Source organism: Pseudomonas sp. HMSC065H01 (assembly GCF_001815235.1).
GTDB classification, from domain to species: Bacteria; Pseudomonadota; Gammaproteobacteria; order Pseudomonadales; family Pseudomonadaceae; genus Pseudomonas; species Pseudomonas aeruginosa.
The window spans coordinates 70,350-84,846 of the sequence record NZ_KV819855.1 but is presented as its reverse complement, the minus strand read 5'-3'; the positions used below and the strand labels follow the sequence as shown (position 1 = coordinate 84,846).

The window sequence follows — 14,497 nt, the reverse complement described above, 5'->3', positions numbered from 1 at the left end:
TGCCAGCCCACTCCCCTCCGCACAAGGACTCCGCCCATGCCCAGCGCCGTCTCGTCGTCGCGGCTCGGCCTCGCCGGGCTCTGCATCCTGCTGGCGGGGCAACTGTTGCCGATGATCGATTTCTCCATCGTCAACGTCGCCCTCGACGCCCTCGCCCATTCCCTCGGCGCCAGCGAAACCGAACTGGAACTGATCGTCGCCGTCTACGGCGTGGCCTTCGCCGTGTGCCTGGCGATGGGCGGCCGGCTTGGCGACAACTACGGCCGTCGCCGCCTGTTCGATCTCGGCGTCGCCCTGTTCGCCGTCGCCTCGTTGCTTTGCGGGCTGGCCGGTTCGGTCTGGCTGCTGCTGGTGGCGCGCGCCCTGCAGGGCGTCGGCGCGGCGCTGATCGTGCCGCAGATCCTCGCCACCCTGCATGTCAGCCTCAGCGGCCACGCGCATTCCCGCGCGCTGGCCGCCTACGGCGCCATCGGCGGCCTGGCCTTCGTCGTCGGCCAGGTGCTCGGCGGCTTCCTGGTCTCCGCCGACATCGGCGGCCTCGGCTGGCGCAGCGTGTTCCTGATCAACCTGCCGATCTGCCTCGGCATTCTCCTTTGCAGCCGCCGCTGGGTACCGGAGACCCGCGCCGAGCATGCCGCCCGCGTCGACGCGCCGGGCACCCTGCTGCTCGCCGCGCTGATCCTCTGCCTGCTGCTGCCGCTGGCTCTCGGCCCATCGCTGCACTGGTCCTGGCCCTGCGCCCTGCTGCTGGCGGCGGCGGTGCCGCTGCTGGCCTGGCTGTGGCGCACCGAGCTGCGCCAGGAACGCCGCCAGGCCTGGCCGTTGCTGCCGCCGTCGCTGCTGCGCCTGCCGAGCATCCGCTTCGGCCTGTTGCTGGCGATCCTGTTCTTCGCCTGCTGGAGCGGCTTCATGTTCGCCCTTGCCCTGGCCCTGCAGGCCGGCGCCGGTCTCTCGCCGGTGCAGGCCGGCAATGCCTTCATCGCCCTCGGCGCTTCCTACTTCGTCTCGGCGCTGCTCACCGCCCGGGTGGCGGCGCGGATCGGCCCGGTACGCCTGCTGCTGCTCGGCTGCGTCATCCAGATGTGCGGCCTGCTCGGCCTGATGCTGACCCTGCAACGGGTCTGGCCGCAGCCGGGCATCCTCAACCTGGCGCCGGCGACCCTGGTGATCGGCTTCGGCCAGGCGTTCATCGTCAGCAGCTTCTTCCGCATCGGCCTCTCGGAGGTGCCGACCGCCCAGGCCGGCGCCGGCAGCGCCATGCTCGCCACCGTCCAGCAGGCCTCCCTCGGCCTCGGCTCGGCGCTGCTCGGCGCGGTGTTCGCGCACAGGCTGGAGCGCCATGGCGACTACCTGGAAGCGACGCAGACGACCCTGGCCGTCGAGTTCGTCCTGATGACGCTGCTGCTCGGCGCCACCTGCCTCTTCTACCTGCGCCGCGTGCGCACGGTGCCATTGCGCTGCGACTCGCCGGGCAACTGAGGCGCGCGGCCGGGCCCTGTTCCCGGCCGCCGGCGCCCCGTATGCTGGCGCGGTCCCCCAGCCAGGCCTTCGCCCCGATGCACGACCTGCTCGCCGCCCCGCCCCCCGCCGACCTCGCCAGCCTGCTGGCCAGCCTGCGCCAGGTCGAGGCGCTGCTCGACGCCATGCCCGGCGTGGTGTTCTTCGTCAAGGACGAGCGTGCCCGCTACGTCCTGATCAACCGCACCCTGGCACGCCGCTGCGGCGTGAAGGACAAGGCCGAACTGCTCGGCCGCAGCGCCGACGAGGTCTTCCCTTCCAGCCTCGGTCCGCTCTATGCCGAGCAGGATCGGCGCGTGCTGCGCGGCGGCGCGACGCTGGAGAACCAGTTGGAGCTGCACCTCTATCCCGGTCGCCAGCCGGGCTGGTGCCTGACCCACAAGCAGGCGCTGCGCGATGCCGACGGGGCGATCATCGGCATGGCCGGCATCTCCCACGACCTGCCGGCGGCGCAGTCGGCGCACCCGGCCTACGGCCGACTGGCGGCGGTGGACGCGCATATCCGCGAGCACTACGACCAGCCGCTCAGCCTCGCCGATCTCACCGCCATCGCCGGGCTCTCGGTGGCGCAACTGGAGCGTCACTGCAAGCGCATCTTCCAGCTCACCCCACGGCAGATGATCCACAAGGCGCGGCTCGGCGCCGCCTCGCAACTGCTCGCCGGCGACGCGCCGATCACCGAGATCGCCCTGCGCTGCGGCTACACCGACCACAGCGCCTTCAGCCGCCAGTTCAAGGCGCTCACCGGACTCTCGCCGAGCCAGTACCGCGAGACCCATCGCCAGCCCCGAAAAGCGTAACGCCTCGCCCCGCCACGGGGCGGCGGTAGCAATCCTGCTCCCTTTTGTAACACCGCCGGCCGCGCCCGAGCGGGGCGCAGTCCGGCGCGGCATGGCACAGCGACGCGCCAGCCAAAGCGGTCGCGCTCCAGCGAAAGGTTTTTTATCGGCGTCGGACGAGGTTCTGGCACAGCCATTGCTCACTTAAAATATCGTATACGAAATCACAAATACGGGATTTGCCGCCCTCCCACTCAACCGCATCGCCAGAGGCCCCCATGAATACCAAGAAGACCCTTGCCCTAGCCCTCACCGCTGCCCTGGGCTGTTCCCTCGCCGGTCTCGCCCAGGCCGACAAGCTCGACGACATCATCGAGTCCGGCAAGCTGCGCTGCGCCGTCACCCTGGACTTTCCGCCGATGGGCTCGCGCGATGCGCAGAACAACCCGGTGGGCTTCGACGTCGATTACTGCAACGACCTGGCGAAGGCCCTGGACGTCAAGGCGGAGATCGTCGAGACGCCCTTTCCCGACCGCATCCCGGCGCTGGTATCGGGTCGCGCCGACGTGATCGTCGCGTCCACCTCGGACACCCTGGAGCGGGCCAAGACCATCGGCATGAGCATCCCCTACTTCGCCTTCGTCAAGGTGGTACTGACCCGCGAGGACACCGGCATCGCCAGCTACGAGGACCTCAAGGGCCGCCCGGTCGGCGGCACCGCCGGCACCTTCGAGGCGCTGGCCCTGGAGAAGGACAGCAAGGCCTGGGGCGACGCCAAGGGCAGCTTCCGCGCCTACCAGTCCGAGGCCGACACCGCCCTGGCGATCAGCCAGGGGCATATCGACGCCACGGTCGTCTCTTCCACCGTCGCCGCCTCGTGGATCAAGTCGGGCAAGTACAAGGGCCTGAAGATCGCCGGCGACGCGCCCTATGACATCGACTACGTGGCCCTCGGCGCCAAGCGCAACGAATACGGCCTGCTCAACTACCTGAACCTGTTCATCAACCAGCAGGTGCGCACCGGCCGCTACGCCGAGCTGGCGCAGAAATGGGTCGGCGGCACGGCGCCGGAGCTGACCACCAGCGCGGTCTATCGCTGAAGCCGAGGGCGCGGTCCGCCGCCGGGCCGCGCCGTTTCCCCCCGTCCTGGATGCGCCGATGAAGCACGCACACCTCATCGTTCCCCGTACCCTGGTCGCCGGCAGCGCGTCCGGCGAACTGCTGTACGCACCGACCGGCCTGAGCTTCTGGGGCGGCGTCGACCCGCGCAGCGCGGAAGTGATCGACCGTCACCACCCGCTCAGCGGCCGCCATCTGCACGGCAGGCTGCTGGCGATTCCCGGTGGGCGCGGCTCCTGCACCGGCAGCAGCGTACTGCTGGAACTGATCCTCGGCGGACGTGCGCCGGCGGCGATCCTCCTGCGCGAACCGGACGAAATCCTCGCCCTCGGCGCGATAGTCGCCGAGGAACTGTTCGGCCGCTCGCTACCCATCGCCTGTCTCGGCGAGCGCTTCGACGAACTCGCCGCCTATCCCTGGGCGCGCCTGGCCGACGGTCGACTGGAACTCCACCGCGATGCCCCGCCGCCGCTGGAGGCCCGGCCCGCCGAAGCGCTGGCGACCGATGCCGGCCCGCGACTGGACGCCTTCGACCAGGCCCTGCTCGCCGGCGAACACGGCGAAGCCGCGCGCCTGGCGATGCGCATCGTCCTGCGCATGGCGGCGTTGCAGGGCGCGCAACGGCTGGTCGAGATCCAGCGCGCGCACATCGACGCTTGCATCTACACCGGCCCGGCCGGCCTGCGCTTCGCCGAGACCCTGCGCGACCTCGGTGCCCGGGTGCGGGTACCGACCACCCTCAACGCCATCTCCGTGGACCAGCGCCGCTGGCGCGAACAGGGCGTACCCGCCACCCTCGGCGAGCCGGCCGCGGCCCTGGCCCAGGCTTATCTCGACATGGGCGCGCAGCCCAGCTTCACCTGCGCGCCCTACCTGCTCGACGACAGCGCGCGGGCCGGCGAACAGATCGTCTGGGCCGAGTCCAACGCGGTGCTCTTCGCCAACAGCGTGCTCGGCGCACGCACCAACAAGTACGCCGACTTCATGGATATCTGCTGCGCCCTCACCGGTCGCGCGCCGCTGGCCGGCTGCCACCTCGACGAGCAGCGCCAGGCGCGGGTACTGATCGAAGTGGAAGACCTCGGCAGCGTCGACGATGCCTTCTACCCGACCCTCGGCTACCTCTGCGGCCTGCTCTGCGACGGACAGATCCCGGCGATCGACGGCCTGCGGCAGCGGCAGCCGGACCACGACGCGCTCAAGGCCTTCGGCGCGGCGCTGGGCACCAGTTCCTCGGTGCCGATGTTCCACGTCATCGGCGTCACCCCGGAAGCCCCTGACCTGGCCAGCGCCTTCGGCGGCCGCGCGCCGCGGCGGACCCTGCGGGTCGGTCGCGAGCGCCTGCGCGACGCCTGGCGCGAGCTGGACAGCGCCGACGAGACGCGGATCGACCTGGTGGCGCTGGGCAACCCGCACTTCTCCGCCAGCGAATTCGCCCAGCTCGCCGCGCTCTGCCACGGCCGCCGCAGACACCCGGAGGTAGCGCTGGTGATCACCAGCAGCCGGCAGGTCGTCGCCCAGGCCGAAGCGGCCGGGCACCTGGCGACGCTGCAGGCGTTCGGCGCGCGGCTGGTCACCGACACCTGCTGGTGCATGCTCGACGAACCGCTGGTGCCGCCGGGCGCGCGCACCCTGATGACCAACTCCGCCAAGTATGCCCACTACGCCCCCGGACTGGTCAGCCGCCAGGTGCGCTTCGCCGGCCTCGCCGGCTGCGTCGAGGCCGCCGTCGGCGGACGGGCCCCCGCCGGGCTGCCCGCCTGGCTGAGCGAGGACTGCTGATGTTCGACTACACCTTCCACTGGCGCTCGGCGTTCAACGCCCTGCCGGAGATGCTCGCCGGCAGCCTGGTGACGCTCCAGGTCACCGCGCTGTCGATGCTCTTCGGCATCCTCATCGCCCTGCTCCTGGCCTTCGCCCGGCTCGGCGGCAACCGCCCGCTGCGCGCCGCCGCCGGAGCCTGGATCTCCATCGCGCGGAATACCCCGGCGCTGTTCCAGATCTACATCCTCTACTTCGGCCTGGGCTCCTTCGGCCTGCACGTCAGTTCCTGGTTCGCCCTGCTCGCCGGGGTCACCTTCAACAACGCCGGCTACCTCGCCGAGACCTTCCGCGGCGGCCTCCAGGCGGTGCCCGAGACCCAGTTGCGGGCGGCCCGCTCGCTGGGCATGAGCGCTCCGCAGGCCTATCGCCTGGTGGTGATCCCGCAGCTGCTGCGTGTGGTGTTCTACCCGCTGACCAACCAGTTGGTCTGGGCCATGCTGATGACCTCCCTCGGCGTGGTGGTGGGCCTGACCGACGACCTCACCGGCGTCACCCAGGCACTCAACGTCAAGACCTTCCGCACCTTCGAATACTTCGCCCTGGCCGCCGTCCTCTACTTCGCCATGGCCAAGCTGCTGGTGCTGGCCGCCCGCCTGCTGGGCTGGCGCCTGTTCCGTTACTGAGGGGAATGCCGTGTTCACCACCAGCCTCACCGCCAACGACCTGCTGTTCCTCCTGCAAGGCGCCTGGACCACCCTCGCCATCACCGCCATGGCGATGCTGATCGGCACCCTGCTGGGTGTCGTCTTCGGCCTGCTCCGCGCCCTGCTGCCACGCGCCAGCCTGCCGCTGGCGGCGCTGCTCGACGTATTCCGCAGCGTGCCGCTGCTGATCCAGTTCGTCCTGCTCAATTCCTTCAAGAGCATCCTCGGCCTCGACTGGAGCGCCTTCGCCGTGGCCTGCCTGGTGCTCGGCGTGTACGCCGCCGCCTACTGCACCGAGGTGGTCCGCGGCGGCGTCCTCTCGGTACCGCCGAGCGTGCGCCGGGCGGCGCGTTCGCTGGGCCTGAGCTATCGCCAGGACCTGTTCCACATCGTCCTGCCGATGGCCGCCCGGGTGGCCTTCCCCGGTTGGGTCAACCTGACCCTGTCGGTGATGAAGGACACCTCGCTGGTGCTCTGGATCGGCATCGTCGAACTGCTGCGCGCCTCGCAGACCATCGTCACGCGCATCCAGGAACCGCTCTTCGTGCTCTGCATCGCGGGGCTCGTCTATTACCTCATGAGCTGGGTGGTCGCGCGACTCGGCGCCCGGCTGGAACGGAGATGGCAGCAATGATCGAGATCAGCGACGTGCACAAGGCCTACGGCCAGTTCGAGGTGGTCAAGGGTGTCGACCTGAGGGTGGACAAGGGCGAGGTGCTGTCGATCATCGGCGGCTCCGGTTCCGGCAAGTCGACCCTGCTGATGTGCATCAACGGCCTGGAGCCGATCCAGCGCGGCAGCATCCGCGTCGACGGCATCGACGTGCATGCCCGCGGTACCGACCTCAACCGCCTGCGGCGGAAGATCGGCATCGTCTTCCAGCAGTGGAACGCCTTCCCCCACCTGACCGTGCTGGAAAACGTCATGCTCGCGCCGCGCAAGGTGCTCGGCAAGAGCCGCGCCGAAGCCGAGGCGATGGCGCTGAAGCAACTCACCCACGTCGGTCTCGGCGACAAGCTCAAGGTCTTCCCCCAGCGCCTTTCCGGCGGCCAGCAACAGCGCATGGCGATCGCCCGGGCGCTGGCGATGTCGCCGGACTACATGCTGTTCGACGAAGCCACCTCGGCGCTCGACCCGCAGTTGGTCGGCGAGGTGCTGGACACCATGCGCCTGCTCGCCGAGGAAGGCATGACCATGGTCCTGGTCACCCACGAGATCCGCTTCGCCCGCGACGTGTCCGACCGGGTGGCGTTCTTCCGCAATGGCCTGGTCCACGAGATCGGCACCCCCGACCAGGTGATCGGCAACCCGCAGCGGCCGGAGACGGTGGAATTCCTCCGCTCGGTGCTCTGAGCCCGCCCCCGCACAGGAGATAGCCATGCGTTCGCAGCGGATCGTCCACATCGTCAGTTGCCATGCCGAAGGCGAGGTCGGCGACGTGATCGTCGGCGGCGTCGCCGCGCCGCCCGGCGCCACCCTCTGGGAACAGTCGCGCTGGATCGCCAGAGACCAGGACCTGCGCAACTTCGTCCTCAACGAACCGCGCGGCGGAGTGTTCCGCCACGCCAATCTGCTGGTGCCGGCCAAGGACCCGCGCGCGCAGATGGGCTGGATCATAATGGAGCCGGCCGACACCCCGCCGATGTCCGGTTCCAATTCGCTGTGCGTGGCCACCGTACTGCTCGACAGCGGCATCCTGCCGATGCGCGAACCGCTGACCCGGCTGCTGCTGGAAGCGCCGGGCGGGCTGATCGAGGCCCGCGCGGAATGCCGCGACGGCAAGGCCGAGCGGGTGGAAATCCGCAACGTGCCGTCGTTCGCCGACCGCCTCGACGCCTGGATCGAAGTCGAGGGCCTCGGCTCGCTACAGGTCGACACCGCCTACGGCGGCGACAGCTTCGTCATCGCCGACGCCCGGCGCCTGGGCTTCGCCCTGCGCGCCGACGAGGCCGCCGAGCTGGTCGCCACCGGCTTGAAGATCACCCACGCGGCCAACGAACAACTGGGCTTCCGCCACCCGACCAACCCGGACTGGGACCATCTGTCCTTCTGCCAGCTGGCCGCGCCGCCGGAGCGCCGCGACGGTGTCCTCGGCGCGAGCAACGCGGTGGTCATCCGCCCCGGCAAGATCGACCGCTCGCCCTGCGGCACCGGCTGCTCGGCGCGGATGGCGGTGCTCCAGGCGAAAGGCCAGCTGCGGGTCGGCGAACGCTTCGTCGGGCGCTCCATCATCGGTTCGGAATTCCACTGCCACATCGAGTCGCTGACCGAACTCGGCGGCCGTCCGGCGATCCTCCCGTGCCTGTCCGGGCGGGCCTGGATCACCGGCATCCACCAGTACCTGCTCGACCCGGACGATCCCTGGCCGCAAGGCTATCGGCTGTCCGACACCTGGCCCGGCGGCCACTGCTGACCACCCCGCCCGACCGCAGGCAGCGGCCGGGCGGAAACCGATCCGGCGCGTACCGGATCGCCCACGACGGCGAACGCTGCCGTCGCCCTGTGACTCGGACCGCAGCGGTCCGATTGAATTCGTATACGAAATACGAAAAAAGGAGAAACCATGAGCAAGCACGTCAACTGGAGCGGCGTATTCCCCGCGGTCACCACCCAATTCAACGCCGATTTCTCGGTGAACCTGGAGGAAACCCACACGGTCATCTCCAACCTGGTACGCGACGGCGTGTCCGGGCTGGTGGTATGCGGCAGCGTCGGCGAGAACACCTCGCTGACCATCGAGGAGAAGATGGCCGTCACCGAGGTCGCCAAGGATGCCTCCGGCGGCCGCGTGCCGGTGATCTGCGGGATCGCCGAGTTCACCAGCGCCGGCGCGGCGAAGGTGGCCAAGGCGGTGGAGCGGGTCGGCGTCGACGGCATCATGGTGATGCCGGCGCTGGTCTATTCCTCCAAGCCGCACGAAACCGCCGAGCATTTCCGCAGCGTGGCCAGCGGCACCGACCTGCCGGTGATGGTCTACAACAACCCGCCGATCTACCGGAACGACGTCACCCCGGACATCCTGGTTTCCCTGGCCGACTGCGAGAACATCGTCTGCTTCAAGGACAGCTCCGGCGACACCCGCCGCTTCATCGACGTACGCAACCAGGTGGGCGAGCGCTTCATCCTCTTCGCCGGCCTCGACGACGTGGTCCTGGAAAGCGTGGCGGTGGGTGCCCAGGGCTGGATCTCGGGAATGTCCAACGTGTTCCCGAAGGAAGGCGAGACCATCTTCCGCCTGGCCAGGGCCGGGCGCTTCGCCGAGGCGATGCCGATCTACGAGTGGCTGATGCCGATCCTCCATCTCGACGCCCGTCCCGACCTGGTGCAGTGCATCAAGCTCTGCGAGCAACTCGCCGGTCGCGGCAGCGCCCTCACCCGTCCACCGCGCCTGGCCCTGCGCGGCGCCGATCGCGAGCACGTCGAGCGGATCATGGCCAAGGCCCTGGCCAGCCGGCCGGCGCTGCCGGACGTCGGCTTGTAGCCGACGCCCCGCCCTCGCCGCCTCGCTCCCCGGGGAGCGGCCGGCGAGGGCCAGCGGCAGAGCATTCCGTCCACCGTCCCCAGGGAGGCCCCATGCCCAGCATCCTCGGTCACAACTACGTCGGCGGCGCTCGCAGCGCCGCCGGCAACCTCATCCTGCGCAGCCTCGACGCCGACAGCGGCGAAGCGCTGCCCTACGCCTTCGTCCAGGCCACCGAGGCGGAGGTCGACGCCGCCGCCCGCGCCGCCGAACGCGCCTATCCACACTACCGGCAACTGTCCGCCACGCGCCGCGCCGGATTCCTCGAGGCGATCGCCTCGCGCCTCGACGCCCTGGGCGACGACTTCGTCGCCCTGGTCCGTCGCGAGACCGCGCTGCCCGCCGCACGCATCCAGGGCGAACGAACACGTACCGCCAACCAGTTGCGGCTGTTCGCCGAAGTCCTGCGGCGTGGCGACTTCCACGGCGCGCGCATCGACCGTGGACAACCCGGGCGTACCCCGCCGCGCCCCGACCTGCGCCAGTGGCGAATCGGTCTCGGCCCGGTGGCGGTGTTCGGTGCCAGCAACTTCCCGCTGGCCTTTTCCACCGCCGGCGGCGACAGCGCCGCCGCCCTGGCCGCCGGCTGCCCGGTGGTGGTCAAGGCCCACGGCGGACACATGGCCACAGCCGAATGCGTGGCCGACGCGATCCTCCAGGCGGCGGCCGACAGCGGCATGCCGGCCGGGGTATTCAACATGGTCTACGGCAGCGGCGTCGGCGAGGCGCTGGTGCGCCATCCGGCCATCCGCGCGGTCGGCTTCACCGGTTCGCTCAAGGGCGGGCGCGCACTGTGCGACCTGGCAGCGGCGCGGCCGCAGCCGATCCCGGTGTTCGCCGAGATGAGCAGCATCAATCCGCTGGTGGTGCTCCCCGAAGCCCTGCGCCGGCGCGGCCGGCAGGTGGCAGAGGAGCTGGCCGCCTCGGTGACGCTCGGCTGCGGCCAGTTCTGCACCAAGCCGGGCCTGGTGCTTGGCCTGCGCTCCCCCGGCTTCGACGCCTTCGTCGCGGCCCTGGGCGAGGCACTGGCCGCCAGGCCGGCACAGAGCATGCTCAACGCCGGCACCTTGCGCAGCTATGTCGAAGGACTGCAACGCCTGGAGCGCCACTCCGGCATCCGGCGCCTGGCCGGCGCGCCACAGGAAGGGCGGCAGGCCCATCCGCAGTTGTTCAAGGCCGACGTGGGCCTGTTGCTGGAAGGCGACGAACTGCTCCAGGAAGAGGTGTTCGGCCCGGCCACCGTGGTCGTCGAGGCGGCCGACGAGGAACAGCTTGCCCGCGCGCTGGACAACCTGCACGGCCAGTTGTCGGCGACCCTGATCGGCGAAGCGGACGACCTCGCGGCGTTCGCCGGGCTGGTCCCGCTGCTCGAACGCAAGGCCGGGCGCCTGCTATTCAACGGCTATCCGACCGGCGTCGAGGTGTGCGACGCCATGGTCCACGGCGGCCCCTACCCGGCCACCTCCGACGCTCGCGGCACCTCGGTGGGAACCCTGGCCATCGAACGCTTCCTGCGCCCGCTGTGCTACCAGGACTACCCCGACAGCCTGCTCCCGGACGCCCTGAAGAACGCCAACCCGCTGGGCCTGCTGCGCCTGGTCGATGGCCGGAGCACGCGCGAGGCCCTGGATTGAGCACGCCTGGAAGCCTGGATGGCGGATAGCGCCGTTGGCGCTATCCGCCCTACGCAGTCGTCCTCGTTGCGCCACGCTGTCCGGTCGGCCCCTCGCCTTGCGCTCACTCCAGCAACGCCAGCAGCTCCCGGTGCAACGCCTCGGGAATCGTCACGCCGTCCCTGGCGCTGCGTTCGCGCGCTTCGAAGCGTCGCTGCGAGGGCAAGCGCGCGCCCTGTTCGACGATGCCTTCGAACAGCGTCTCGGCGCGCGCCAGGTGCTCCTCCGCCGAGGCGCCGAGCATGCGCCGCGGATCGATGGCGATCAGCAGTTCGCCACCGTAGGGAGAAGAACGGCTGCCCTCGTCGTAGGCCAGCGACTCGGCACTGGTCAGGTCGCCGATCAGCGGACCGGCGAGCAGTTCGACCATCGCCGCCAGGGCCGAGCCCTTGTGCCCGCCGAAAGTGAGCATGGCGCCTCGCAACGCGGCGCTGGCATCGGTGGTCGGCTCGCCCTGCTCGTCCACCCCCCAGCCCAGCGGGATCGGCTTGCCGGCGCGTTCGTGCAACTGGATCTCGCCACGCGCCACGGCGCTGGTGGCGAAGTCGAAGACGAACGGCGGGCCGTCCGGACGCGGCCAGCCAAAGGCGATCGGGTTGGTGCCGAAGATCGGCTTGCGTCCGCCCGCCGGCGCCACCCAGGCATGACTCGGCGTGGTCGCCAGGGCCACCAGGCCCGCCTCGGTGAGTGCCTCGACCTCAACCCATAGCGCGGAGAAATGCACACAGCGGTTCACCGCCATCGCCGCGATACCCTGGCTGCGGGCCTTCTCCAGCAGATGCGGCAGCCCCAGCCGGAATGCGCACTGGGAGAACCCGCCATGGGCGTCGACCCGCAGCAGGCCGGGAGCGATGTCGTGCAGTTCCGGCTCGGCGTCGGCGGATACCTTGCCAGCCTTCAGGGTGGCGATGCAGCCGAGCAACCGCCAGATACCGTGGGACGCGCATTCGTCACGCTCCCCCGCCACCAGGGTATCGGCCACCGCCTGTACATGGGCTTCGCTGAAAGCGTGCCGGCGCAGGATGCGCACGGCCAGCTCGCGGACCTCGTCCAGCGTCATTCGGATCACGGGCTTCTCCTTGTTCGACCAATCCCTAGGGTGGCCTGCCGCGACAGCCTTCTCTTGACCTCAATCGACCCGGAGCATGCCGAAAACGGCACAACCGGCTCGAGCACATCGAAAACTTACAGAAAATTCCTAGCAATCATGTAAGGCAATTCCAAATAGCCCCGCAGCCCCTCAAGAAACCCTTCCGCGCCCCGCTACAGGACCAAGCACCTTCCCACAGCCCGGTCGGAGACCACCCCATGCTTCTTCGTCGTATCGCCATCACCCCACGCGCCGTCATCGGCTTCGCCATCCTCGCCTCGCTGCTGGTGGCGCTCGGCCTCTTCGCGCACAACCGCATGGGTTCGCTGAACCGCGCCGCCAAGGATATCGGCGAGGTCTGGCTGCCCAGCGTCGAAGCCTCGGCCCAGCTCAGCGGCCTGATGAGCGAACTGCGCCTCGGCGAGATGAACCACGTGCTGCTGCACGACGCCACGCGCATGCGCCAGCAGGAACAACGGATGGACGAGGTCATCGCTACCCTCGCCAGGGTGGAAAGGGAATACCGCCCCTTGCTGGTCCTGGACGAGGAGCGCGCGTTGCTCGACCAGTTCGTCCAGCACCAGCAGGAGTACCTCGAAGGACACGCCGCCCTGCTCGCGCTGTCCCGTGACAACCGTACCGACGAAGCCAGCGTGCTGATGGGCGGGGCCCAGTTGCAGCGCTACGAGCAGGTGCAGCGGACCCTGAAGCAACTCATCGCCCTCGACCGCGAGGCCGCCCGCGCCTCCACCGCCGAAGCCGCCGATGTCTACTCCCGGGCCTCCACCGCGATCCTCGCGGTGCTGCTGGTGGCCCTGGCGGCCAGCGTGACGATCGCCTGGCTGCTGACCCGCAGCATCGTCGTGCCGATCCGCCAGGCGGTGTCCTGCGCCGACCGCATCGCGGCCCGCGACCTGACCGGCGAGATCGCCAGCGACGGCGACGACGAGCCGGCGCAACTGATGAAGGCCATGCGCAGCATGCAGGCCAGCCTGCACGACACCATCGAGCAGATCGGCGATTCCGCCGCGCTGCTGGCCGCCGCTGCCGAGCAACTGAACGCGGTGACCGAGGAAGGCAACCGGTCGCTGGCCCGGCAGAACGATGAGATCGAGATGGCCGCCACCGCGGTCAACGAAATGAGCGCGGCGGTCGAGGAGGTCGCGCGCAACGCCAGCTCCACCGCCGAGGCCTCCAGTCTCTCGGAACGGGCCGCCGGCAACGGCCGCGCACGGGTCGAACAGACCGTCCGCTCGATCCGCCAGATGAACACCGAGATCGGCCAGACCGCGCGCCTGGTGGAAGGCCTGGCCAGCCAGGCGCAGGATATCGGCAAGGTGCTCGACGTGATCCGCGCCATCGCCGAGCAGACCAACCTCCTCGCCCTCAATGCCGCCATCGAGGCCGCCCGCGCCGGCGAGCAGGGCCGCGGATTCGCGGTGGTCGCCGACGAAGTGCGCGCCCTCGCCCACCGCACCCAGCAATCGACCCATGAGATCGAAGGCATGATCGCCAGCGTCCGCGAGGGCACCGACACCGCGGTGTCCGCGATGCGCGAGAACGACCAGCGCGCCCGGCAGATGCTCGACGAGGCCGAGGCCGCCGACCACGCCCTGGGCGAGATCGCCGAGCACGCCACGCGGATCAACGAGCGCACCCTGGTGATCGCCAGCGCTGCGGAGGAGCAGGCCCACGTCGCCCGCGAGGTCGATCGCAACCTGGTGAACATCCGCGACGTTGCCGTGCAGACCACCCAGGGCGCCGAGCAGACCCGCGGCGCCAGCCACGAGCTGTCGCGCCTGGCCAACGACCTCAAGGGCATGATCGGTCGCTTCGTGGTCTGACCCGCAGGCGAGCTAGGGCGTCGCGCGGCGCAGCACCAACTGCCCGCCGTCGCCCTTCTGCACCCGGTAGTCGCCCTCGCCCTGGCGACCGAGGAGCATCAGGGTCAGGCCGCCGCGTTCGAGCAGCGCGATCCCGGCCGGGGTAGGCCTCCAGGCGCGCGGCTCGCTGGGCAGCCAGCGCGTGAGGCAGGCGGTATCGCCGCCCAGGTCGTAGCCACTGGCTTCCGCCACTTCGCTGTCGCGCAGCTCCAGGTGGCAGATCGCGGGCGCCTCGTCCTGCTGCAGGGTCCATTGCCCGGCGAGATCGGAAGCGCTGAGAAGAATCAGACTGCTGGCCATACTGATACCTGTGCTGAAAAAACCGCAGAGCAAGCAAACCATCCTGGAGAGCTTCGCGCTTGCCGACATCGAGAGATCTCCTTCAAGCCTGGAACATCGGATAACACGGCGAACGCCGCCCGCCATCCTCGCTTCGAACGCCAGCGC

General features: G+C 69.8%; 13 protein-coding genes. 11 read left to right on the top strand and 2 right to left on the bottom strand.

All coding sequences use genetic code 11. From position 1 onward, the window contains the following. Nucleotides 1-36 precede the first annotated feature (36 nt). The 10 genes from HMPREF3014_RS06005 to HMPREF3014_RS05960 all read left to right on the top strand — a co-directional run bounded on the left by HMPREF3014_RS06005 (nucleotide 37) and on the right by HMPREF3014_RS05960 (nucleotide 11,038). Entirely contained in the window at nucleotides 37-1,479 is a 1,443-nt protein-coding gene (locus tag HMPREF3014_RS06005) for an MFS transporter (RefSeq protein WP_023087643.1), read from the top strand. Nucleotides 1,480-1,520: 41 nt separating this feature from the next. Beyond that, the gene (locus tag HMPREF3014_RS06000) at nucleotides 1,521-2,318 is read left to right on the top strand and encodes an AraC family transcriptional regulator (protein ID WP_016851861.1); all 798 of its coding nucleotides are present in this window, start codon (nucleotides 1,521-1,523) and stop codon (nucleotides 2,316-2,318) included. Between the two features lie 257 nt (nucleotides 2,319-2,575). Further along, entirely contained in the window at nucleotides 2,576-3,397 is an 822-nt protein-coding gene (locus HMPREF3014_RS05995) for an ABC transporter substrate-binding protein (RefSeq protein WP_003082561.1), read from the top strand. Nucleotides 3,398-3,455: 58 nt separating this feature from the next. Then, nucleotides 3,456-5,198, top strand: coding sequence for a cis-3-hydroxy-L-proline dehydratase (locus tag HMPREF3014_RS05990; RefSeq protein ID WP_023087644.1), 1,743 nt, complete (start codon nucleotides 3,456-3,458; stop codon nucleotides 5,196-5,198). Next, nucleotides 5,198-5,863 carry an amino acid ABC transporter permease gene (locus HMPREF3014_RS05985; RefSeq protein WP_003082559.1) on the top strand — a complete coding sequence of 222 codons (666 nt, stop codon included), beginning with the start codon at nucleotides 5,198-5,200 and terminating at the stop codon, nucleotides 5,861-5,863. Before HMPREF3014_RS05990 ends, HMPREF3014_RS05985 begins: the two co-directional genes overlap by 1 nt. A 10-nt stretch (nucleotides 5,864-5,873) precedes the next feature. After that, nucleotides 5,874-6,518 (top strand): amino acid ABC transporter permease, encoded by a 645-nt coding sequence (locus HMPREF3014_RS05980; RefSeq protein WP_003082557.1) that lies wholly within the window; start codon nucleotides 5,874-5,876, stop codon nucleotides 6,516-6,518. Then, complete coding sequence (locus HMPREF3014_RS05975; RefSeq protein WP_003082555.1) at nucleotides 6,515-7,237, top strand: amino acid ABC transporter ATP-binding protein; 723 nt, start codon at nucleotides 6,515-6,517, stop codon at nucleotides 7,235-7,237. Before HMPREF3014_RS05980 ends, HMPREF3014_RS05975 begins: the two co-directional genes overlap by 4 nt. Before the next feature lie 25 nt (nucleotides 7,238-7,262). Next, entirely contained in the window at nucleotides 7,263-8,297 is a 1,035-nt protein-coding gene (locus HMPREF3014_RS05970) for a trans-3-hydroxy-L-proline dehydratase (protein WP_003082552.1), read from the top strand. A gap of 150 nt (nucleotides 8,298-8,447) precedes the next feature. Beyond that, on the top strand, nucleotides 8,448-9,365 hold the full coding sequence (locus HMPREF3014_RS05965; protein ID WP_003105052.1) for a dihydrodipicolinate synthase family protein: 918 nt from the start codon (nucleotides 8,448-8,450) through the stop codon (nucleotides 9,363-9,365). Between the two features lie 92 nt (nucleotides 9,366-9,457). Beyond that, on the top strand, nucleotides 9,458-11,038 hold the full coding sequence (locus HMPREF3014_RS05960; RefSeq protein ID WP_023087645.1) for an aldehyde dehydrogenase (NADP(+)): 1,581 nt from the start codon (nucleotides 9,458-9,460) through the stop codon (nucleotides 11,036-11,038). Nucleotides 11,039-11,141: 103 nt separating this feature from the next. Here the strand turns inward: HMPREF3014_RS05960 and lhpD are convergent, their stop codons facing one another. Then, nucleotides 11,142-12,146 (bottom strand): bifunctional delta(1)-pyrroline-2-carboxylate/delta(1)-piperideine-2-carboxylate reductase, encoded by a 1,005-nt coding sequence (gene lhpD / locus HMPREF3014_RS05955; protein ID WP_003082545.1) that lies wholly within the window; start codon nucleotides 12,144-12,146, stop codon nucleotides 11,142-11,144. Nucleotides 12,147-12,385: 239 nt separating this feature from the next. Here lhpD and HMPREF3014_RS05950 point away from each other — a divergent pair, with 239 nt between their 5' ends. After that, on the top strand, nucleotides 12,386-14,011 hold the full coding sequence (locus tag HMPREF3014_RS05950; RefSeq protein ID WP_023087646.1) for a methyl-accepting chemotaxis protein: 1,626 nt from the start codon (nucleotides 12,386-12,388) through the stop codon (nucleotides 14,009-14,011). A gap of 12 nt (nucleotides 14,012-14,023) precedes the next feature. On the opposite strand, the gene aprI is transcribed toward HMPREF3014_RS05950, so the two are convergent. Further along, a complete protein-coding gene (gene aprI, locus HMPREF3014_RS05945; protein ID WP_003082543.1) occupies nucleotides 14,024-14,419 on the bottom strand; it encodes an alkaline proteinase inhibitor AprI in 396 nt (131 codons plus the stop codon). Nucleotides 14,420-14,497: the final 78 nt, after the last annotated feature.

What these genes read in the sequence shown, in the direction of transcription:
- HMPREF3014_RS05990 (WP_023087644.1), top strand. Translation starts at nt 3,456, where the DNA reads ATGAAGCACGCACACCTCATCGTTCCCCGTACCCTGGTCGCCGGCAGC.
- HMPREF3014_RS05965 (WP_003105052.1), top strand. Translation starts at nt 8,448, where the DNA reads ATGAGCAAGCACGTCAACTGGAGCGGCGTATTCCCCGCGGTCACCACC.
- HMPREF3014_RS05950 (WP_023087646.1), top strand. Translation starts at nt 12,386, where the DNA reads ATGCTTCTTCGTCGTATCGCCATCACCCCACGCGCCGTCATCGGCTTC.
- HMPREF3014_RS06005 (WP_023087643.1), top strand. Translation starts at nt 37, where the DNA reads ATGCCCAGCGCCGTCTCGTCGTCGCGGCTCGGCCTCGCCGGGCTCTGC.
- HMPREF3014_RS06000 (WP_016851861.1), top strand. Translation starts at nt 1,521, where the DNA reads ATGCTGGCGCGGTCCCCCAGCCAGGCCTTCGCCCCGATGCACGACCTG.
- HMPREF3014_RS05985 (WP_003082559.1), top strand. Translation starts at nt 5,198, where the DNA reads ATGTTCGACTACACCTTCCACTGGCGCTCGGCGTTCAACGCCCTGCCG.
- HMPREF3014_RS05970 (WP_003082552.1), top strand. Translation starts at nt 7,263, where the DNA reads ATGCGTTCGCAGCGGATCGTCCACATCGTCAGTTGCCATGCCGAAGGC.
- aprI (WP_003082543.1), bottom strand. Translation starts at nt 14,419, where the DNA reads ATGTCGGCAAGCGCGAAGCTCTCCAGGATGGTTTGCTTGCTCTGCGGT.
- HMPREF3014_RS05975 (WP_003082555.1), top strand. Translation starts at nt 6,515, where the DNA reads ATGATCGAGATCAGCGACGTGCACAAGGCCTACGGCCAGTTCGAGGTG.
- HMPREF3014_RS05960 (WP_023087645.1), top strand. Translation starts at nt 9,458, where the DNA reads ATGCCCAGCATCCTCGGTCACAACTACGTCGGCGGCGCTCGCAGCGCC.
- HMPREF3014_RS05995 (WP_003082561.1), top strand. Translation starts at nt 2,576, where the DNA reads ATGAATACCAAGAAGACCCTTGCCCTAGCCCTCACCGCTGCCCTGGGC.